The following is a 19426-nucleotide window of genomic DNA, read 5'->3' as shown; positions in this document are numbered from 1 at the left end:
GGAAACTGACATCCGACAATGAACCCGGAACTTGGAAATTTTGCGCTGGCGCTGGCATGCTGCATGGCCGCCGGACAGGCCATCCTGCCCTTGATTGGCGCAAGCCGCCGCGATGCGCGCCTGATGGCGCTGGCACCGGCGCTGGCGGTGGGGCAGATGATCGCGCTCATCACCTCGTTTGCCTGCCTGATCCATGCTGCCATCACCAATGACTTTTCGGTGCAGAACGTGGCGGCCAACAGTGCGGTCAGCAAGCCGCTGCTGTACAAGATCACCGGCGTGTGGGGCAACCATGAGGGCTCGGTGCTGCTGTGGGCGATGATCCTGTCCATATGTGGTGGCGCAGTGGCCCTGTTTGGCCGCAACCTGCCCTCAGCACTCCAGGCGCGCGTGATTGCGGTGCTCGGCGGGGTTGCAGCAGGCTTTGAGCTGTTCTGCCTCACCACATCCAACCCGTTTGCCCGCGTGTGGCCCGCCCCCATGGACGGACAGGGCATGAACCCCCTGCTGCAGGACCCCGGCCTCGCCTTTCATCCGCCCATTCTCTACACCGGCTATGTCGGCTTTGCCGTGCCTTTCGCCTTTGCCATCGCCGCCCTGATCGAGGGGCGGGTGGATGCCGCCTGGGGCCGCTGGGTGCGCCCGTGGGCGGTAGCGGCATGGTGCTTCCTGACCTGTGGCATCGCCATGGGGTCATGGTGGTCGTATTACGTGCTGGGCTGGGGCGGCTACTGGTTCTGGGACCCGGTGGAGAACGCCTCCCTCATTCCGTGGTTGACGGGCACGGCGCTGGTGCATTCGGCCATCGTGGTGGAAAAGCGCGAGGCGCTGAAGATCTGGACCGTGCTGCTGGCCATCGGCACGTTCTCGTTCTCGCTTTCGGGCACGTTCCTCGTGCGCTCGGGCATTCTCAACTCGGTGCATGCCTTTGCCAATGACCCCGCGCGTGGCGTGTTCATCCTTGGCCTGCTGGCCCTTGTCATTGGCGGCTCGCTGCTGCTGTTCGCCATCCGCGCCCCGCAACTGACCACAGGCGGCCTGTTTGCCCCCGTCTCGCGCGAGGGGCTGCTTGTGCTCAACAACATCCTGCTGTGCTCGATCTGTGCGGTGGTGTTGACGGGCACGATGTATCCGCCCTTCATGTCGCTGCTGTTCGGCAAGACCATTTCGGTCGGCAAGCCGTTCTTTGATGCAACCACCATTCCGCTGGCCATTCCGCTCATGGTGTTCATGGGCTTCGGCCCCATGATGCCGTGGAAGCGCGCGCAGATGTGGCCGGTGCTGCGCCGCCTGTGGTGGGCCGCCTGCGTGACCGCTGTGGCGCTCGTGGTGGCCACTTTCCAGATGCGCGAGATCCTGCCGGTGCTGGCCACGGCCACCGCCGTGTGGGTGATCTGCTCGAGTGTTGCTGATATTGCCGAGCGCCTGCGCCTGTTCCGCCAGCCTCTGGGCCAGAGCTGGCAGCGCGCGCGCAGCCTGCCGCGTGCGGTATTTGGCGCGGCCCTGGCCCATGCGGGCGTGGGCATTGTGGTGCTGGGCATTGCCGGCATGTCGCAGGCGGCACACCGCATTGTCGAGGTGCATGTGGGCCAAAGCGAGATGCTGGCGGGCGATAGCTGGACCCTGACCGACGTGAAACCGGCCGAGGGCCCGAACTACACCGCGCTGGTGGCAACCATTGAAGTGCGCCACAACGGCAAACTGGTCACCACGCTGCACCCCTCCAAGCGCACCTTTGCCAGCCAGCACCAGACCACGACCGAGGTTGCGATCCACACCAACCTCATGGCCGACATCTATGGCGTGCTGGGCGACAAGCATGGCGATGACGCCAACCCGACCTACGTGCTGCGCCTGCACTACAACCCGCTGGCGCCGTGGATGTGGCTGGGGGGCCTTATCATGGCCTTTGGCGGCGCGCTTTCCCTGTCCGACCGGCGCGTGCGCGTGGGCGCGCCACGCCGGGCCAAAACCGTTGATGTGGTGGTGGCGCAATGAGCGAACAGCCTTCTTCCCCCACGCGCCGCCGCCTGCTCATGGCGGCCCCGCTGGTTGTGGCGGGCGGGGTTGGCGTGGGCTTCTGGCGCATGCTCTCGGGCATGACCAGGGGCTCGTTCGATCCGCATGACATCCATGCCCCGGCACTCAACCGCCCCGTGCCCGATTTCACGCTGCCCGACCAGGCGCCGGGCACAGGCTTTTCAGCCGCCGACCTGCGGGGGCTGAAGGCGCCGGTGCTGGTGAACTATTTCGCCTCATGGTGCATTCCCTGCGTGGCCGAGATGCCGGTGCTCAACGTGCTGAAGGACAGGCTGCCGATCTGGGGCATTGCATATAAGGACAAGCCCGAGCATGCGCTGGGTTTCGTGCAGCGCGCGGGCAACCCCTATGCCCGCATCGCCGCCGACCATGACGGGCTGGCCGCGATTGACTGGGGCGTGTCCGGCGTGCCGGAAACCTTCCTGGTCGGGCCGGGCGGGATCATTCGCTGGCACACCGCCTCCCCCATCACCGAGGCCATGATCACCAACACCATCATGCCGCTGGCGGACAGCCTCAAATCATGAAGACACATCCCCTACGCCGTGGTGGCCTGATCGCCCTGCTGGCCTGCCTGATCTTTGCGCCGCTCGTCGCGCTGGCGGTGGATGACCCATCGGAAATGCTGCCCGACCCGGCGCAGGAGCAGCGCGCCGAGGCCATTGGCGCACAACTGCGCTGCCTTGTGTGCCAGAACGAATCGATCGAGGACAGCAGCGCCGACCTGGCGCGCGACCTGCGCCACGTGGTGCGCGAGCATGTGGCCAAGGGCGAGAGCAACCAGCAGATCATGGACTGGATGGTCAACCGCTACGGCAATTTCATCCGGCTCAAGCCCCCCTTCACCATTGGCACGCTGCTGCTATGGGTCATGCCGCTGCTGGCGCTTTGCATTGGCATCGGCATTGCGTGGTGGACCTTCCGCCGCCCGCGCGCGCCCACGCCGCCGCCGCTTTCGGATGAAGAACGCCGCCGCCTGTCCGACCTGACCGAAACACGCTGAGATTGATATGATCTGGATTGGTATCTGCCTGCTTGGCGTGATCGCGCTTGTGCCAGCACTCCTGTCGTTCCGCCGCGCCACGCTCCTGCGTGACGAGCGCGAGAGCGCGCTGGTGCTGCATCAGGCCCAGTTGGCCGAACTCGAGCGCGACCTGGCCGAAGGCATGATCGCGCCCACCGAGCACGACAGCGCCCGGCTGGAAATCCAGCGCCGCGTGCTCGGGGCTGACATGCTGCCTGCCTTCATTGCGCGCAAGGGTGCTTCGACCGGAGCCATTGCGGCAGCCCTCATTGGCCTGCCGGTTGCGGCCATTGCGCTGTACATGACCGTGGGCCACCCCGGCCTGCCTGCCCAGCCGCTGGCCCCGCGCCTTGTGGCGCTGCAGAAGGAAGACCACCGCAACGACGCGCTGATCGACCGCCTGCGCGACCAGCTCAGGCAGATCCCGCCGGGTGATCCGAGCCTGTTCCAGGGTTACGTGCTGCTTGGTCAGGCCGAGGCCGGGCGCGACCATTACGCCGCCGCCGCCCAGGCCTGGCGCAGCGCCATCGAGCAGCGTTTCGACCCCGAGGTAGCAGCCCGGGCCGCAGAAGCGCAGATGATGGCCGATGATGGCCATATCTCACCCGAAACCGCCGATCTGTACCGCCGCGCGCTTGACGCCGCCCCTGCGAATGCCCCGTGGCGCATGACGGTGCAGCAGCGCATTGCCCAGTCTGAACATCAATAACGCGCTACTGTGGCCTGATGCGGTCTTTTGCGCTTGCCAGCCCGCCCGTGCCGGGCGGAAAATGGTGGGTATGAGCAAGGACACATCCCCCACACCCGCCCCTGTGGCTGATAGCGCGCAGGATGAAGCGGCCAAGGAAGCCGCATTGCTGAAACAGCCCGCCGAGGCCGATGAAGTGGGTGGCCCCAAGGGGCCGGAACCCACCCGGTACGGCGACTGGACGGTGAAGGGCCGCTGTGTGGATTTCTGATCCCGACGCTTCGGAAATTTTAAATGACAGACGTTTCCGGGTGCCGCCTTTTTTCAAAAAGGCGGCATTCTTATTGGGTTTCTGCTCAGAGTTCGTTGGGCAGCGGGCCACGCCCGAAGGATGTCTGCCGCGCGCGATGCCCCGGCGGCGGCACATTGCACGAGATCAGGTAAAGCCCGGCCACGAACACAAGCTGCGAGAGCGAATTGAACCACAGCGCGAGTTCATACACCGCATCCGCCGTCACGGCCTGATACAGCGCATAGGCCGCAAACGGAATGGAAATGGGCCGCATGCCTACCAGCATGACGCGAAAAGGGTTCAGGTAACCCGGCCGCACCATGGCCCGCATGCGGTGAATGCCCATGTAGAAAATAACCTCGAAAAACCAGCCCAGCACATTGGTGATGAGGTTGTTTATCGTCATGCCATCAAGCAGCAGCAGGGCAGAAATGGCGGCAGCGGAAAGCAGGACCGCGCCGATCAGAAAGCTCATGCCCACGTCCATCGCCGTCAGGCGCTCGGGTAGTGCATCGGCAACAGGCTGAAAAACCCGCTCCAGCAGCCAGGCGTCTAACTTATTGACGCGTTCACCAAATGACATGACAGTTTCCAGCCTTCTTTCTCATCACGCGCAGGCGGCGGCCACGACCGCATCGGGGTAGCTGCCCGCCATTCCAGCCAGCGCGGTGTTGCTGAGCATGACAATGCTCATGCCGCGCGCCCGGTCCACCGCCCATTGATGCCCGTACACACCCCCCCATGTAAAACTCCCCGCGCTGAGCGGCGTGCGCGCGGCGGTGGAGTCGGTTATCACCGCCCCGCCATAACCGAAGCCGCGCCCACGCATGAGCGGCCCCATCTCGATCGCACCTGTGGCATTGCGCCCGAACAGCATGGCTGATGCGGGCGAGAGCAGCCCCTCACCGCCGAGCCGCACTGCCTCGAGAAATGCAAGGAATTCCGGAGCATTGCCCACCATGCCTGCCCCACCTGAAGGATAGGAGGCCGGGTTATAGATCCGGTCGGGCGCAAAACGGATGGCCCCCACCCCGCCACCGGGCAGCAGGCGGGGCAGCACGTATTCCGCGCCCATACGGATGGGGGCGGGTCTGCCATCGGCGTAGCAGGTAGCCAGCATGCCGGGTTCTGGCGGGGTAAAGCCTGTCTGCTTCCAGCCCAGCGGGCCACCCACATAATGGTGCAGCGCCTCAGGCAACGTGCACCTGGCCACGGATTCGATCACGCCACCCATCACGTCCAGCCCCAGCGAATAGGCCCATCCCTGCCCCGGCGCGAAGATGAGGCGCGTCAAAGCCAGCCGCGCCAGATTATCCGCCAGCGACAGCCCCGGCTCGGCAATGCCGTCCGACACGCCTGCGCGGGTATAGGGATTATCATTTTGCGGGAAGGAGAAGCTGTATGCCAGCCCGCTGGTATGGGTAAGCAACTGATGAGACGTGATCTGACAGGGCGCACCATCAGGCAGGGCAGGACGGAAATCAGGCAGATAGCGCGTAATCGGGGCATGAAGATCAAGCCGTCCCGCCTCCGCCAGGGCCAGCGCCACGGCGGTGATGACCGGCTTGGTCAGCGAGGCGAGGCGAAAAGGAGTCTCGACCCGCATCGGGCGGCGGCCCTCACGGTCAGCAAGGCCCACGGCTTCGCGCACCACCACATCGCCATCAACGGAGATCAGCACCACTGCGCCGACCAGACGGCCCGCGGCCACCGCACTTTCCATGACATCGTGCACCCGCGCGGCCATGCGGGTCGTTTCCGGCTGGGTTATGGACATGACCGTGCTCCTTCATGGCTGGCAGCGCAACACGCGAACTGGCCCCCGCCCGCAAAGCGGCGTAACCTTGTGGCATGATAGCACGCCTGTTTTCCAAGACATTATGTCTCTCCCTCCTGTTATGTGGGAGCGCCCTTGCCACGCTGCCCCCCGCGCGGGCCGCAAGTGCCGCGCCCCAGCCCGACATGCCGGTGCAGGCCACCCTGCCCAACGGGCTGCGGGTCGTGATCGTGCCCGACCGGCTGGCCCCGGTTGTGAGCACCGAGATCAACTATCTGGCCGGTTCGGCCGCCGCACCGGCGGGCTTTCCCGGCACGGCGCATGCGCTCGAGCACATGATGTTCCGTGGCAGCGAGGGGCTGGACCGCGACCAGCTTGCCGCCATCGGGGCGCGGCTGGGCGGCAACTACAATGCCGACACGACGGAAAACGTAACGCAGTTCTTTTATACCGCCCCGGCGGAAAACCTTGACGTGCTGCTGCATATCGAAGCCCTGCGCATGAAGGGCCTGACACTGGCGGCTGATGACTGGGCGCATGAGCGCGGCGCGATCGAGCAGGAAGTCTCACGCGATCTGTCGAGCCCCGGCTATGTGTATCTGGCCCGGCTGCAATCCATCCTGTTCGCGGGCACGCCCTATGAGCATGATGCGCTGGGCAGCAGGCCATCCTTTGACAAGACTGATACCGCCCTGCTGCGCCGGTTCTACCGCGACTGGTACGCGCCCAACAACGCCATTCTGGTCATTGCCGGTGATGTTGACCCCGCCCGCGCCATGGCGCAGGTGCGCGCGGCCTTTAGCGCCATTCCCGCCCGCGCGCTGCCTGCCCGCCCGCAGGTCCACCCCGGCCCGGTCCATGCCCAGACACTGCACTTCCCCACCGATTACCCGGTGGGGCTGGTGGCCATTGCCAGCCGCATGCCCGGCCAGAACAGCCATGATTATGCCGCCGCCCGCATTCTGGCCGATGTACTGTGCAGCCAGCGCGGAGCATTGTACGAACTCGTGCCGCAGGGCCGCGCGCTGCTGTCGAGCTTCGATTTCGTCACCAAGGCGGATGCAGGCATCGGCATTGCCATTGCTGCCTTCCCCAAGGGCGGCGAGGCAGCCCCCCTGCAGGCCCGCATGCAGGAAATACTGAAAACCCTGCGTGAAAACGGCGTGCCCGCCGATCTGGTAGACGCCGCGAAACGCAAGGAACTGGCCCAGCTCGGTTTTGCCGCCAACAGCATTGCGGGTCTTGCGGAAAGCTGGTCGGAGGCACAGGCCATCATGGGCCTGCAATCGCCCGATGATGAAGCCACCGCCTTTGCCGCCGTAACCCCGGAGGATGTCAACCGCCTGGCCCGGCAGGTGCTTGACCCGCAGCAATCCATTACCGCCATCCTTACCCCGCGTGATGGTGGCCATCCGGTTGAGGGCAAGGGTTTTGGCGGCTCGGAATCCTTTGCCGCGACACCCGATCACCCCGTCAGCCTGCCGCAATGGGCCAATGACAGCCTGATGGGCGTGACCGCCCCCACGCCCTCCGCCCAGCCTGCCGCCTTTACATTGCCCAACGGGCTGCGCCTGATCGTGCGCCCGGCCAATGTCAGCCATACGGTCAGCCTGTACGGCACCATCCGCCAGAATGAGGACATGCAGGAACCAAAGGGCAAGGAAGGCATTGCCGACATCACCGATGAGATGTTCCGCTACGGCAGCACCACGCATGACCGGATCGGCTTGCAAAAGGCGCTTGATGATATTGCCGCAACGGAAAGCGCGGGCTCCGATTTCAGCCTGAGCGTGCTCACCCCCGATTTCGGGCGCGGACTTGACCTGCTGGCGGAAAATGAACTGCACCCCGCCCTGCCCGAAGCGGCTTTCAAGGTGGTGCAGGCCAATGCGGCGGCCTCGCTGTCCGGGCTGCTGCATTCGCCTGACTATCTGTTTGGCCGTGCAATGCAGGCCGCTGTCTCGCCCAAGGGCGATCCGTCGCTGCGGCAGGCCGAGCCTGCAGGCATCATGAAGCTGAATGTAGCGGACTGCCGTGCCTTTTACGCCGCCGCCTATCGGCCTGACCTGACCACCATCGTCATTACCGGCGACATCACGCCCGATGCCGCCTACAAGGCCATTGCCCGCACCTTTGGCGCATGGCGGGCCACCGGCCCCACGCCCGCAGTTGACCTGCCGCCGCGCCCCGACAGCAGGGCCAGCGTGACCCGCGTGCCCGACCCATCAAGCACGCAGGCCACGGTTTCCCTGCCCGAAAGCCTTGGGCTGACGGCAAGCAACCCGGAGCATTTCGCGCTCAACCTGGGCAACGAGATTCTGGGCTCGGGCTTTTCATCCCGTCTGTATCGCGACCTGCGGGTGCGCACCGGCTATGTCTATACCGTGCGCAGCCACCTGACATGGAAGCGCCAGCGCGCGGCCTACAGCATTTCGTTCGGCGCTGACCCGCAGAAGGTGGATGCCGCACGGCGTGCTGCGATACAGGACATCACCGCCATGCAGGCCCAGCCTGTCAGCGCGGATGAACTGGCCATGGCGCGCGCGGGCATGCTGCGCGGCCTGGCGCTGCAATCAGCCAGCCTCGACACCATCGCGGCAGGTTACCTGCATTTCAGCGATCTTGGCCTGCCGCTCAACCAGAACGATATTGCAGCCCAGGCCTATTACACCCTGAGTGCCGAGGCGATCCGCGATGCCTTCCGCAAATGGATCCGTCCTGACGATCTGGCCGAGATCATTAAGGGACCGCCTGCAACACGGTAAAAAAACTTTTTTTCTTCTCTCTCGACATAAAAAAAGGGCGGTGCATTTCTGCACCGCCCTTTTTCATGCCCGGCTCCAGCCCACGCATGCGCGGGCCAGAACCTGTGGCTCGGATCAGCTCTCGGCGTTACGGCGACGGATCGCGGCACCCAGAATGTCACCCAGCGAAGCACCGCTATCGGAAGAACCGTAGTCGGAGATCGCCTGCTTGTCTTCCTCGACCTCACGGCCGCGGATGGTCAGGGCCAGCTTGCGGGCTGCGCGGTCAACCGACACGACCTTCGCATCGACGCGTTCGCCAACGGCGAAGCGCTCGGGGCGCTGGTCGGCCTTGTCACGGGCCAGTTCCGCACGGCGGATGAAGCCGGTCAGAACGTCGTCAACCTTCACCTCGATGCCGTTCGCCTGCACCGCGGTAACGATGCAGGTCACGACCGCACCCTTCTGCACCTTGCTCAGCGTGTCAGCGGCGGGGTCTTCATGCAGCTGCTTGATGCCCAGCGAGATACGCTCTTTCTCCACGTCCACGTCCAGAACCTTGGCCTTTACGACCTGGCCCTTCTCGTAGTGGCTCATGGCGACTTCGCCCGGCTCGTCCCACGACAGGTCGGACATGTGAACCATGCCATCGATGTCGGCGGACAGGCCGATGAACAGGCCGAACTCGGTGATGTTGCGGATCTCGCCTTCCACCACGGAACCAACCTTGTGTTCCTCGGCGAACTGCTCCCACGGGTTGCGCTGCACCTGCTTCAGGCCCAGCGAGATGCGGCGCTTCGCGCTGTCCACATCCAGAACCATCACATCGACTTCCTGAGAAGTGGCGACGATCTTGCCCGGATGGACGTTCTTCTTCGTCCAGGACATCTCGGACACGTGCACCAGGCCTTCGACGCCCGGCTCGAGCTCGACGAACGCACCGTAGTCGGTGATGTTCGTGACGCGACCGGTGTAGCGGGCACCCGGCGGGTACTTGATCGCCACGTTCTCCCACGGGTCAGCCTCAAGCTGCTTCATGCCCAGCGAGATACGCTGCGTGTCGGGGTTGAAGCGGATGACCTGCACGCGGACCGGCTGGCCGATCTGCAGCGCCTCGGACGGGTGGTTGATGCGCTTCCATGCGATATCGGTCACATGCAGCAGGCCATCGACGCCGCCAAGATCAACGAACGCACCGTAATCGGTGATGTTCTTGACCACGCCATCGAGGATCATACCTTCCTTCAGGCCCTGGATCAGCTCGCTGCGCTGCTCCGCACGGGTCTCTTCGAGCACGGCGCGACGCGACACGACGATGTTGCCGCGTGCGCGGTCCATCTTCAGGATCTGGAACGGCTGGGGCACGCCCATCAGCGGGGTCACATCGCGCACGGGGCGGATATCGACCTGCGAGCCGGGCAGGAACGCCATCGCGCCGCCGAGGTCGACGGTGAAGCCACCCTTGACGCGGCCATAGATGGTGCCGTTGACGCGCTGGTTGCCTTCGAACGCCTTTTCAAGGTTCGACCAGGCTTCCTCGCGGCGGGCCTTCTCGCGCGACAGGACGATGGACCCGTCACGATCTTCGTACCGCTCGACGAACAGTTCGATGACATCACCCGGCTTGACATCGGGGGTAACGCCCGGCGGGCCGAATTCCTTGAGGGAAACGCGCCCTTCGCTTTTCAGGCCGACATCGACGATGGCGTATTCATCCGTCAGGCGAACGACGCGACCGGTGACGACGGAACCGTCAAACGCGGAATCGCGACCGAGGGTTTCCTCGAGGAGATCGGCAAAGTTCTCGACGGGCTGTGTTGTGGCTGAAGCCATGAGTTACTCGTAAATCCTGTAACCACATCACGACCGCGCGGCGGTGGATGTGGACAATCCTGCGCCCCCGCCTGCCCGCCTGCGCGGTAACATGGGAACGGCTTGCCCGGGCTCCCCGCCACGACACGGTCGCGGCACGCCTGCGGGCCAGATGTTGAAATGCCATGCCCCAACGCAGGCGCGCGGGGCATATACCGCTCAGCACAGACACCCTATGGGCGGCGGATGTCAATAAAAACCGTGCCGGGGGCCAAGGGTTCGCGCACAAAAGCGCGCTATCGCGTCCTTAGCGCCACGATCCGCAGGGCCTCGGCCAGCACGGCGGCGGCATCGAGGTGGTCGGTCTCGATATGCACGGCATCCTCCGCCGGGCGCAAGGGCGCGGTGGCGCGGGCGGAATCGGCGGCGTCACGCGCGGCGATCTCGCGCTCCACCTGCGCTATCTGCGCCGCGCGGTCAGGGGCGTTGAGGTCGGTGGCCATCTGCTCCCATCGCCGCTCGGCGCGCGTGCGGGCCGAAGCGGTGATGTAGAGCTTGACCTGCGCATCGGGAAAAATGACCGTGCCGATATCGCGCCCGTCGAGCACCGCGCCATGGGCGCCGGCAAAGCGGCGCTGCACATCAACGAGCATCCGGCGCACGGCGGGCTGGGCCGCGACGAGGCTTGCGGCGCGGTCCACCTCGGGCACGCGCAGGTCGGTGCGGCGCAGGTCTTCCATGCCGACACCCGCCGCAAATTCCTCCGCCGGGGCGGTGGCGGGGTCGTGGCCCGCATCGATCATGCGCCGCCCGGTGGCGCGGTAGAGCAGGCCGGTATCGAGATAGGGCAGGCCCAGCGCCTCGGCCAGGCTGCGGGCCAGCGTGCCCTTGCCCGCAGCGGCCGGGCCGTCAACCGCTATGACCAGGCGCTGCGTCATGCCGCAAGCCCCGCACCGATGCTGTTCATCAGCCCCACGAATCCGGGGAAGCTCGTGTCGATGAAGGCGGTGTCATCCACGCTGACCGGCTTTTGTGCTGCAAGGCCCATCACGATGGCGCTCATGGCCAGGCGGTGGTCCATGCGGGTCTCGACCAGCCCGCCACCGGGAATGGCGCCGCCGGTGCCGTGCACGATCATGTCATCGCCCACCACGTCCACCTTGATGCCGTTGGCCTCAAGCAGCGCCACTGTGGCGGCAAGGCGGTCGCTTTCCTTCACGCGCAGCTCCTCCAGCCCGCGAAAGCGCGACTGCCCCGCAGCATGGGCGGCGGCCACGGCCAGAACCGGATATTCATCGATCATTGACGGCGCGCGGATGGCGGGCACGTCCACGCCATGCAGCGCGCCTGCGGTCGCGGTCAGGTCGCCCACGGGTTCGCCGCCTTCAATGCGCTCGTTGCTGATGGCAAGGTCGGCCCCCATCTCGCGCAGCGAGGTGAACAGCCCGGTGCGCAGCGGGTTCAGCCCCACGCCCTGCACGCGCACGCTCGAGCCGGGCACCAGCAGGGCCGCGACGAGCACGAAGGCAGCCGAGGACGGATCGCCCGGCACCACGATGTCACGCGCCACAAGGTCGGGGCGGCCCTGAAGGGTGATGACACGCCCGCCCGCACCCATGGGTTCGACCTGCACCTGCGCGCCAAAGTGGCGCAGCATGTTTTCCGTATGGTCGCGGGTGGCAACTGGCTCTTCCACCCGTGTCTCGCCCACCGCGTTCAGCCCGGCCAGCAGCACGGCGGACTTGACCTGTGCCGAGGCTACCGGCAGCCGGTAGGCCAGCGGCGGCGGGTTGGCGTTGCCCGCAATGGCCAGCGGCAGCCGCCCGCCGTGGCGCGAGAGGAAGGTTGCCCCCGTGGCGGCCAGCGGGTCGGTCACGCGCTTCATCGGGCGGCCGCGCAGGCTGGCATCGCCCGTCATGACCGAGGTGAAGCCGTGGCTGGCCAGAATGCCCGACAGCAGGCGTGCCGCCGTGCCGGAATTGCCCATGTCCAGCACATCGGCCGGTTCACGCAGCCCGTCGAGCCCGCAGCCCTGCACGCGCCACTGCCCCGCACCCTCGCGGGTGATGTCGGCGCCAAGGGCACGCATGGCATCGGCGGTACGCAGCACGTCCTCGCCTTCCAGCAGGCCGGTGATGTGGGTCGTGCCGCGCGCGAGGGCGGCAAACATCAGCGAGCGGTGGCTGATCGACTTGTCACCCGGCACATGGACCGAACCGGACAGGGGCGCGCGCGGGGCATGAACCGTCAGCGCGCGAACGGAAGAAGGGGCATGATCGGTTTTCATAACGCATCCCATTCCGTATTCCGGGTGACAAAGTCAATCACAGATCGGCATGATCGGGATGCCGGGATGCGGGGGCAATGTTTGACATCAGCCGCGCAAACTGGCATGGGGCTGCGCCTTTTGCCACTTCCGGATACGGTGGCTCCATTCATCATTAAAAACAGGATCGACAGGTTCAAGATGGCTCAGTCCAACCTCGGCACCAAACGTGTCTGTGTCTCCTGCAGCGCCCGTTTCTACGATCTGAACAAGAATCCGGCCGTCTGCCCCAAATGCGGCGCTGAACAGCCCGTGGAACTGCCCCGCCTGCGCCGCCCGGTGGAAGCTGCCCCCGAATCCAAGCCCAAGACCGGCGAGAACGCGGTCGATAACGACGTGGATGTCGATCTCGACGCCGATGCGGATGAGGATTCCGACGCCGTTCTGCCGGATGACGCAGGCCTTGACGACGATGATGACGACGACATCAGCAGCGCTGACATCGACGTAAAAACCGACAAGGACGACCACGACAACTGAGCCTGACCGGCCCGGAGCACGCTCCGGGCCGTTTTTGCATCAGGCGGGGTTGCGGCGCTCGATCTCGACGCCAACCGATTCGGCATCATCGAAAATGTCGAGTTTTTCGATGCTGACGCGCGTGATGCGCACGCGCTTTTCCGCCAGCACGCCAGCCGCGATTCGCTCGGCCAGCGTTTCTACCAGGGCTATGTGCCCTTGCCCCACCAGTTCGCGCACCAGCAGCACCACACGTTCATATGATACAGTGCGGGCCAGATCATCCGCCCCCACCTCCAGCGAGGCGCTGTCGGGCACGCCAAACATCACATTGACGCGAATGCGCTGGGTCACGCCCTGCTCGTGTTCAAACACGCCGATACGGGCATCAAGCACCATATTGCGCACGAACAGGCAGCGCAGGTGGTCGGGTTCATTCCACGGCGGGAATACGGACATGGTTCTTCCTGTCAGTCGGGAGAGGGTCAGCGCACGGGGGGGGCGGGCGACCACTGCATGTGCTGTCCGCCATCAAGGGCGAGCATCTGCCCGGTAACCGATGGCAGGCACACAAGCGACAGGGCCGCGCGCGCGATCTCATCGGGTGTTGCACCCTGGCCTAGCGGCACGGAAGCGCACTGGCGGGCAAACTGTTCCGCCGTCTGCCTTGGCGTGGGCAGCACGGGGCCGGGACCGATGGCGTTGACGCGAATCTGGCGTGGAGCAAGTGCGAGCGCCATGGTCTGCGTCAGGGTCCACAACGCCGCCTTGGACACGGTATAGCTGACAAAATGAGGCGTGAGCGACCATACGCGCTCATCAAGCATGTTCAGCACCATGCCCTGCGCGCTCTCGGGCAGCAGGCGGGCGAATTCCTGCATCAGCACGAACGGCGCGCGGGTGTTGGGCTCCATGTGGGCATCCCACCCTGCCCTTGTCGCGCTGTCCCATTCATCGCGCATGAACACGCTGGCGTTGTTGACCAGCACGCCCACCGGGCCAAGCTTGCGGGTCGCCTCGGCCATGAGCGGCGTGACCATTGTCTCCTGCGCCAGATCGGCGGGCAGCAGCACGGCCCTGCGGCCCAGCGCGTGGATCCCGGCGGCGGTCTGTTCCGCCGCCTGTGCGGAGGTGTTGTAATGCAGCGCAACATCAAAGCCCGCGCGCGCCAGTTCCAGCGCAATGGCGCGGCCAAGACGGGCCGCCCCGCCGGTAACAAGGGCTACGCGCGGCATACCGGCAGGCACGGGCCAGACCATGCTCATGCGGGCCTGCGCGCCATGATGGCGGCGGCCAGCGTGCCATCATCAAGCACATCAAGCGCGCCCCCTACCGGCACGCCCTGCCCCACACGGCTGATCTTGATGTCGAACCGAGCCAGCCGTTCATGCAGCCAGTGCATGGTGGTGGCCCCTTCCACCGTGGCACCCAAGGCCAGGATCACTTCGCGCACGCCGCCTTGGGCAATGCGGTCAAGCAACGGCTGCACGTTCAGGTCATCCGGCCCGATGCCGGATAGGGCCGACAGTGTGCCGCCAAGCACCTGATACACGCCGCGATGCACGCCCGCGCGCTCGAGCGCCCACAAATCACCTACATTCTCCACCACGCACACCAGCCCCGCATCGCGGGTGGGGTCGGCGCAGATGGCGCAGGGATCGGTCGTGTCCAGATTGCCGCAGGTCGAGCAGGTGCGCACGGCGCGCGCCGCCTGCTCCATGGCCTGTGCAAGCGGCAGCATGCGGGCATGGGGCTGGCGCAGCAGGGCCAGCGCCGCCCGGCGGGCCGAGCGGGGCCCGAGCCCCGGCAGGCGGCCCAGCAGGGTCACCAGCCGGTCAATCTCACCCCGCCCGCTCATGCATCCCCTCCCGCGCCATGGCTCAGAACGGGAATTTCATCCCGCCCGGCAGGTTCAGGCCACCAGTGACCTTCTTCATTTCCTCGCTGGCAGTGGCGTCGAGCTTCTTGCGGGCATCGGCGCTGGCGGCAAGGATCAGATCCTGCAGCATTTCCATCTCACCGGGATCGGCCAGCTTGGGGTCGATGGTGATCGACTTCATGTCGCCCTTGCCGTTCATGGTCAGCGTGACCATGCCAGCGCCCGCGCTGCCTTCAATGACCATGTCTTCAAGCTTGGCCTGCATTTCTTCCATGCGGGCCTGCATCTGGGTGGCCTGTTTCATCAGGCCGGCAAGATTTTTCATGTTCCGTGTCTCTCCTCAGGCAAAATCATCTGCATCCAGATCATCCTCTTCTACCAGATCGGCATCAAGAGGGGCGAATTCGAGGTCTGGCGCCAGACTTTCTAGCGCCAGTTCTTCGGGTGGCAGGCCGTAATCATCAAGCGCATGATCGGTCACGGCGCCAAGCCGGGCGGTGGGGAAGACCGCGAGCACCGCCTGCACCAGCGGATGGGCCTCGGCCTGCGCACGGTACAACTCGATGATCTCGGCGCCCTGCTCGGCAATCGTGGCCTCGCCTTCCTCCTCGGACTGACGGACCTGCCATGTGGCATCGCCCGTCATGTCGCGCAGGAAGGTTTCGAGCCGCCGGGCCAGGCCGGGCAGGCTGTTGCGCTCCACCCGGATCGTGATCAGCGGCGGCGCAAACGCAACAAGATGCACCGCATGATAAAGATGGCCGTGCAGCATGGCGTCCCGCCCGGACACAAGCGCCAGCGTCTCGCGCCATGTGCGTGGCGAAGGCGCAAGCGCCTCATCCTCCACCCGGCCCATATCGGGCGCGTGCTGCGGCATGGCATCCACCCGCACGCCACCATTGGCCACCATGCGGATCGCGCCGCCACCACCCCCCTCTGGCCCCGTTGTGACACTGGACGATGCGCCTGCCTGCACGCCGCCACCCGTGGGCCCGGCAGGTGATGCGGAAACCTGCACGGGTGCGGCGGCGGCATCCTGCCCCAGCACGCGGCGCACGAGGTCGCCCGGCGGCGGCAGGTCAGCCACGTAGCACAGGCGGATCAGCACCATCTCGGCAGCCTGCCTGCGGTCAGGCGCCTGCTCGACCTCAGCCACGCCCTTGAGCAGCATCTGCCAGGTGCGGCCCAGCACCGGCACCGGCACGCGCTCGGCCAGCGCAGAACCGCGCTGGCGCTCGGCCTCGGGCATCTCGGGGTTGTCGCGCAGGGCGGGAATGGCCTTGAGGCGCGAAACGGTATGCACAAGTTCCAGCACATCGCCGAGCATCACGCCCAGATCGCCGCCGCGCTCATAAACATCGCCGGTAATGGCCAGCGCGCGCTCGGGGCGGCCTTCCAGCACGGCATCGAGCAGGTCGAACACCAGCCCGCGATCGGCCAGGCCGAGCATGCCCGCCACAAGGTCCAGCCCGATGGGGGCTGCATCCGTGCCGCCCTCGCCATCAAGCGTGCCCTGGGCTATGGCCTGATCGAGCAGCGACAGCCCATCACGCACCGAGCCATCAGCCGCGCGCGCGATCAGGGCCAGCGCATCGGGAGTGAAGGTGACGTTTTCGGCGCGGGCCACGCGGTCGAAATGGGCGGCGAGTTCCACCTGCGGCACGCGGCGCAGCGCAAATGTCTGGCACCGTGACAGCACGGTGACCGGCACCTTGCGCAGTTCGGTCGTGGCGAAGATGAAGGTAACCTGCGCGGGCGGTTCTTCCAGCGTCTTGAGCAGCGCGTTGAACGCGTTGCGCGAGAGCATGTGGACCTCATCGATGATGAAGACCTTCATGCGCCCCTGCATGGGACGGAAACGGGTCGCCTCGATGATCTCGCGCACGTCGTCCACGCCGGTGCGCGAGGCGGCATCCATCTCCAGCACATCGGGGTGGCGGTCGGCGAGGATAGCCACGCAGTTGGGGCACACGCCGCACGGGTCCGCCGTGGGGCCACCATTGCCATCAGGCCCGGTGCAGTTGAGCGCACGGGCAATGATGCGCGCCGTGGTGGTCTTGCCCACGCCACGCACGCCGGTCAGCATGAAGGCATGCGCCACACGCCCGAGCGCAAAGGCGTTGCGCAGGATGCGGACTGTGGTTTCCTGACCGATCAGGTCATCGAATGTGGTGGGGCGATATTTGCGGGCCAGCACGCGGTAAGGCGCGGCGGGTGCGGCATCAGCTACGGCGGGGGGCGCCGATGGCGGGGGGGTGTCACCAAACAGGCCGGGGCCATCTGCGGGCGGTGCAGGCAGCCCGGCCTCCTCGGAACGATCCTGATCCGACGAAACGGTCATTGATGCATCCGGGCTGGAGAAGTGGCCATGACGTACGCGGCGCGATGGCGGCACAGAAACGTGTTTCAGGTGAGAGACCGGCCATAACCCGGACGAAACTCACTATGGCTGCTTCCTTCCGGATCTGACCAGGTTAGCAAGGTATCCGTCTACAACCGATCTCCCGAGCGGGTTCTAACACATACACCCGCCCCATGCACAAGGGGGCGGGCAAAAAAATCACGCTTATTCCCCCACGGCCGCGCCGGACTGGTGGCGCAGGTCGGCTCCGCCATAATAACGCGCCTGTCCTACCTTGCCGATGCGCGGGCCACCAACGAGAATGCTCTCGGCAACACCCCAGGGCGCATGTTCCTCCACCGTGTAGCCTTCATGGGTGAGCGTGCGGATGACAGCGGGCGACAGCGCGCCGCGTTCCACCTGCACCACATCGGGCTGCCACTGCTCATGAATGCGCGGCAGGTCGACCGCCTGCTGCACGTCGAGCCCGTAATCGACCATGCCGGTCAGCACCGACAGGATAATGGTGGGAATGCGCGAGCCGCCGGGGCTGCCGAGCACCATGGCGGGCTGGCCATCATGCGAAACAATGGTCGGCGCCATGGAGGAAAGCGGCGTCTTGCCGGGGGCTATGGCATTGGCCTGGCTGCCCACGATACCGAACATGTTCGGCTCGCCCGGCCGGGTGGCGAAGTCATCCATCTCGTCATTCATGACCACGCCGGTGCTGCCCGCCACCACGCCCGCGCCAAACCAGCCATTGAGCGTATAGGTCACGGCCACCGTCATGCCCGACTGGTCGGCGATGGAATAATGGGTGGTTTCCTCCTTCTCGCCTTCCGGCGCGCCGGGGCGCAGGCTGGCGGAGGAAACGGCATGGCCCGCCGGCAGGTGCTGGCGCACCTGCGCTGCGTAAGCCGGGTCTGTCAGGTGCGCGATCGGGTTATTGACGAAGGCGGGGTCGCCAAGGTCCTGCCGGTCGGCATAGGCGTGGCGCATGGCCTCGACCTCGCGCTGCACGCCCGCGGCCGTGTGCAGCCCGAGCGCATGCATGTCATAGCCCGACAGGATGTTGAGCATCTCGCACAGCGCAACACCGCCACCACTCGGCGGCGGGGCCGTATCAATATGATAGCCGCGATAGTCGCAGGTCAGCGGCGCCATCATGCGGGTGTGGTAACTGGCAAAATCCTTGCGCGACAGGATGCCACCGCCCTTTTCGCTGCTTCTGACGATCTCTTTCGCCACCGGCCCTTCATAAAAGCCGCTGGCCCCCTTGCGCGCGATCCGCTCGAGCGTGCGGGCAAGATCAGGCTGCACCAGCCGCTCGCCCGCCATGAGCGGCGTGCCATCGGGGTGCAGGAATATCCTGCTGGCATAAGGATCTTTGGCAAAGGCCGCCGTGGAGGTATGCAGCAGGTCCGCATCGCTGGGCTTGAGGATGAACCCGTCACGCGCCAGCGTTATGGCAGGCGCCATGACATCCGCGCGCGGCAGCTTGCCCCACCGGTCATGCACCTGCTCCAGCCCTGCCACGGTGCCGGGAATGGCAACAGCCTTCCACCCCCTGGTGGAGGCCCCGGCAAGGACGTGGCCCGCCGCATCCTGATACATGGTGGCGGTGGCCGCCCCCGGCGCGCGTTCGCGGAAATCAACAAAGGTGGCCTGCCCGTCGGGCAGGCGCAGGGTCATGAACCCGCCGCCGCCGATATTGCCCGCGGCGGGGTAGACCACCGCCATGGCGTAGCCCACCGCAACGGCGGCATCGACCGCGTTGCCGCCACGCGCAAGAATATCGGCCCCTACATGCGCCGCGAGATCCTGGGCTACGACCACCATGCCATTGCGCCCCGGCGTGGGGGCCATGCCGATGGCCTGCCCGCCCGGCGTGTTCTCAAATGCCAGCGGGTCCACCACCGCGGCCTGCCCCGCCACCGGCAGGGCGGCGACAAAGCATGAAAGAAGGAGCGCGCGGTAGTGCGGGCCACGGGCAGAAGGCATGGGCGTTTCCTCTCGGGTGTCGTCGGTATCCTTATCCCCCGCG

Annotated in this window: 18 protein-coding genes and 1 other RNA gene; 7 read left to right on the top strand and 12 right to left on the bottom strand. The window is 65.8% G+C overall.

Translation table 11 applies throughout. The features are described 5' to 3' along the window. Nucleotides 1-18: 18 nt before the first annotated feature. The 5 genes from R5N89_RS03105 (at nucleotide 19) to R5N89_RS03085 (ending at nucleotide 4023) form a co-directional block, all read left to right on the top strand. Nucleotides 19-1998: a heme lyase CcmF/NrfE family subunit gene (locus R5N89_RS03105; protein WP_110567172.1), complete on the top strand. Its 1980-nt coding sequence runs from the start codon at nucleotides 19-21 to the stop codon at nucleotides 1996-1998. After that, nucleotides 1995-2567, top strand: coding sequence for a DsbE family thiol:disulfide interchange protein (locus R5N89_RS03100; RefSeq protein ID WP_110567169.1), 573 nt, complete (start codon nucleotides 1995-1997; stop codon nucleotides 2565-2567). The genes R5N89_RS03105 and R5N89_RS03100 overlap by 4 nt, the downstream gene beginning before the upstream one ends. Continuing rightward, nucleotides 2564-3043: a cytochrome c-type biogenesis protein gene (locus R5N89_RS03095; RefSeq protein ID WP_110567167.1), complete on the top strand. Its 480-nt coding sequence runs from the start codon at nucleotides 2564-2566 to the stop codon at nucleotides 3041-3043. Before R5N89_RS03100 ends, R5N89_RS03095 begins: the two co-directional genes overlap by 4 nt. Nucleotides 3044-3050: 7 nt before the next feature. Then, a complete protein-coding gene (gene ccmI / locus R5N89_RS03090; RefSeq protein WP_110567166.1) occupies nucleotides 3051-3773 on the top strand; it encodes a c-type cytochrome biogenesis protein CcmI in 723 nt (240 codons plus the stop codon). A 70-nt stretch (nucleotides 3774-3843) separates the two neighbouring features. Further along, nucleotides 3844-4023, top strand: coding sequence for a DUF1674 domain-containing protein (locus tag R5N89_RS03085; protein ID WP_110567164.1), 180 nt, complete (start codon nucleotides 3844-3846; stop codon nucleotides 4021-4023). 85 nt (nucleotides 4024-4108) lie between these two features. Here the strand turns inward: R5N89_RS03085 and R5N89_RS03080 are convergent, their stop codons facing one another. Both R5N89_RS03080 and R5N89_RS03075 read right to left on the bottom strand, forming a co-directional pair. Continuing rightward, entirely contained in the window at nucleotides 4109-4627 is a 519-nt protein-coding gene (locus tag R5N89_RS03080) for a hypothetical protein (RefSeq protein ID WP_110567162.1), read from the bottom strand. 24 nt (nucleotides 4628-4651) lie between these two features. Beyond that, nucleotides 4652-5821, bottom strand: a complete 1170-nt coding sequence (locus R5N89_RS03075; RefSeq protein ID WP_110567160.1) for a serine hydrolase — start codon at nucleotides 5819-5821, stop codon at nucleotides 4652-4654. Between the two features lie 74 nt (nucleotides 5822-5895). Between R5N89_RS03075 and R5N89_RS03070 the strand changes: the two genes are divergently transcribed. Continuing rightward, complete coding sequence (locus R5N89_RS03070) at nucleotides 5896-8586, top strand: pitrilysin family protein (protein WP_208624616.1); 2691 nt, start codon at nucleotides 5896-5898, stop codon at nucleotides 8584-8586. Between the two features lie 114 nt (nucleotides 8587-8700). Here the strand turns inward: R5N89_RS03070 and rpsA are convergent, their stop codons facing one another. From rpsA to aroA, 3 genes are all read right to left on the bottom strand, one after another. Then, entirely contained in the window at nucleotides 8701-10398 is a 1698-nt protein-coding gene (rpsA, locus tag R5N89_RS03065; protein WP_078524594.1) for a 30S ribosomal protein S1, read from the bottom strand. 275 nt (nucleotides 10399-10673) lie between these two features. Continuing rightward, nucleotides 10674-11315: a d(CMP) kinase gene (locus R5N89_RS03060; RefSeq protein ID WP_110567158.1), complete on the bottom strand. Its 642-nt coding sequence runs from the start codon at nucleotides 11313-11315 to the stop codon at nucleotides 10674-10676. Next, the gene (gene aroA, locus R5N89_RS03055) at nucleotides 11312-12664 is read right to left on the bottom strand and encodes a 3-phosphoshikimate 1-carboxyvinyltransferase (RefSeq protein WP_110567156.1); all 1353 of its coding nucleotides are present in this window, start codon (nucleotides 12662-12664) and stop codon (nucleotides 11312-11314) included. The genes R5N89_RS03060 and aroA overlap by 4 nt, the downstream gene beginning before the upstream one ends. 180 nt (nucleotides 12665-12844) lie before the next feature. Here aroA and R5N89_RS03050 point away from each other — a divergent pair, with 180 nt between their 5' ends. Further along, a complete protein-coding gene (locus R5N89_RS03050; protein WP_110567378.1) occupies nucleotides 12845-13183 on the top strand; it encodes a TIGR02300 family protein in 339 nt (112 codons plus the stop codon). A 39-nt stretch (nucleotides 13184-13222) separates the two neighbouring features. Here the strand turns inward: R5N89_RS03050 and folB are convergent, their stop codons facing one another. The 7 genes from folB to ggt all read right to left on the bottom strand — a co-directional run bounded on the left by folB (nucleotide 13223) and on the right by ggt (nucleotide 19383). Further along, nucleotides 13223-13621 carry a dihydroneopterin aldolase gene (gene folB / locus R5N89_RS03045; RefSeq protein ID WP_110567154.1) on the bottom strand — a complete coding sequence of 133 codons (399 nt, stop codon included), beginning with the start codon at nucleotides 13619-13621 and terminating at the stop codon, nucleotides 13223-13225. A 26-nt stretch (nucleotides 13622-13647) separates the two neighbouring features. Then, nucleotides 13648-14427 (bottom strand): SDR family oxidoreductase, encoded by a 780-nt coding sequence (locus tag R5N89_RS03040; RefSeq protein WP_110567152.1) that lies wholly within the window; start codon nucleotides 14425-14427, stop codon nucleotides 13648-13650. After that, complete coding sequence (gene recR, locus R5N89_RS03035) at nucleotides 14424-15020, bottom strand: recombination mediator RecR (protein ID WP_110567150.1); 597 nt, start codon at nucleotides 15018-15020, stop codon at nucleotides 14424-14426. Before recR ends, R5N89_RS03040 begins: the two co-directional genes overlap by 4 nt. A gap of 22 nt (nucleotides 15021-15042) precedes the next feature. Continuing rightward, nucleotides 15043-15366, bottom strand: coding sequence for a YbaB/EbfC family nucleoid-associated protein (locus R5N89_RS03030; protein WP_110567148.1), 324 nt, complete (start codon nucleotides 15364-15366; stop codon nucleotides 15043-15045). A gap of 15 nt (nucleotides 15367-15381) precedes the next feature. Continuing rightward, on the bottom strand, nucleotides 15382-17382 hold the full coding sequence (locus tag R5N89_RS03025; RefSeq protein ID WP_110567146.1) for a DNA polymerase III subunit gamma/tau: 2001 nt from the start codon (nucleotides 17380-17382) through the stop codon (nucleotides 15382-15384). A 69-nt stretch (nucleotides 17383-17451) separates the two neighbouring features. After that, an RNA gene (gene ffs / locus R5N89_RS03020) (signal recognition particle sRNA small type) lies at nucleotides 17452-17546 on the bottom strand. Nucleotides 17547-17607: 61 nt separating this feature from the next. After that, entirely contained in the window at nucleotides 17608-19383 is a 1776-nt protein-coding gene (gene ggt / locus R5N89_RS03015) for a gamma-glutamyltransferase (RefSeq protein ID WP_110567144.1), read from the bottom strand. Nucleotides 19384-19426 lie beyond the last annotated feature (43 nt).

Source organism: Komagataeibacter sucrofermentans DSM 15973, assembly GCF_040581405.1.
GTDB classification, from domain to species: Bacteria; Pseudomonadota; Alphaproteobacteria; order Acetobacterales; family Acetobacteraceae; genus Komagataeibacter; species Komagataeibacter sucrofermentans.
Note: the sequence above shows the minus strand (reverse complement) of the source record. Positions and strands in the feature narration are given on the sequence as shown.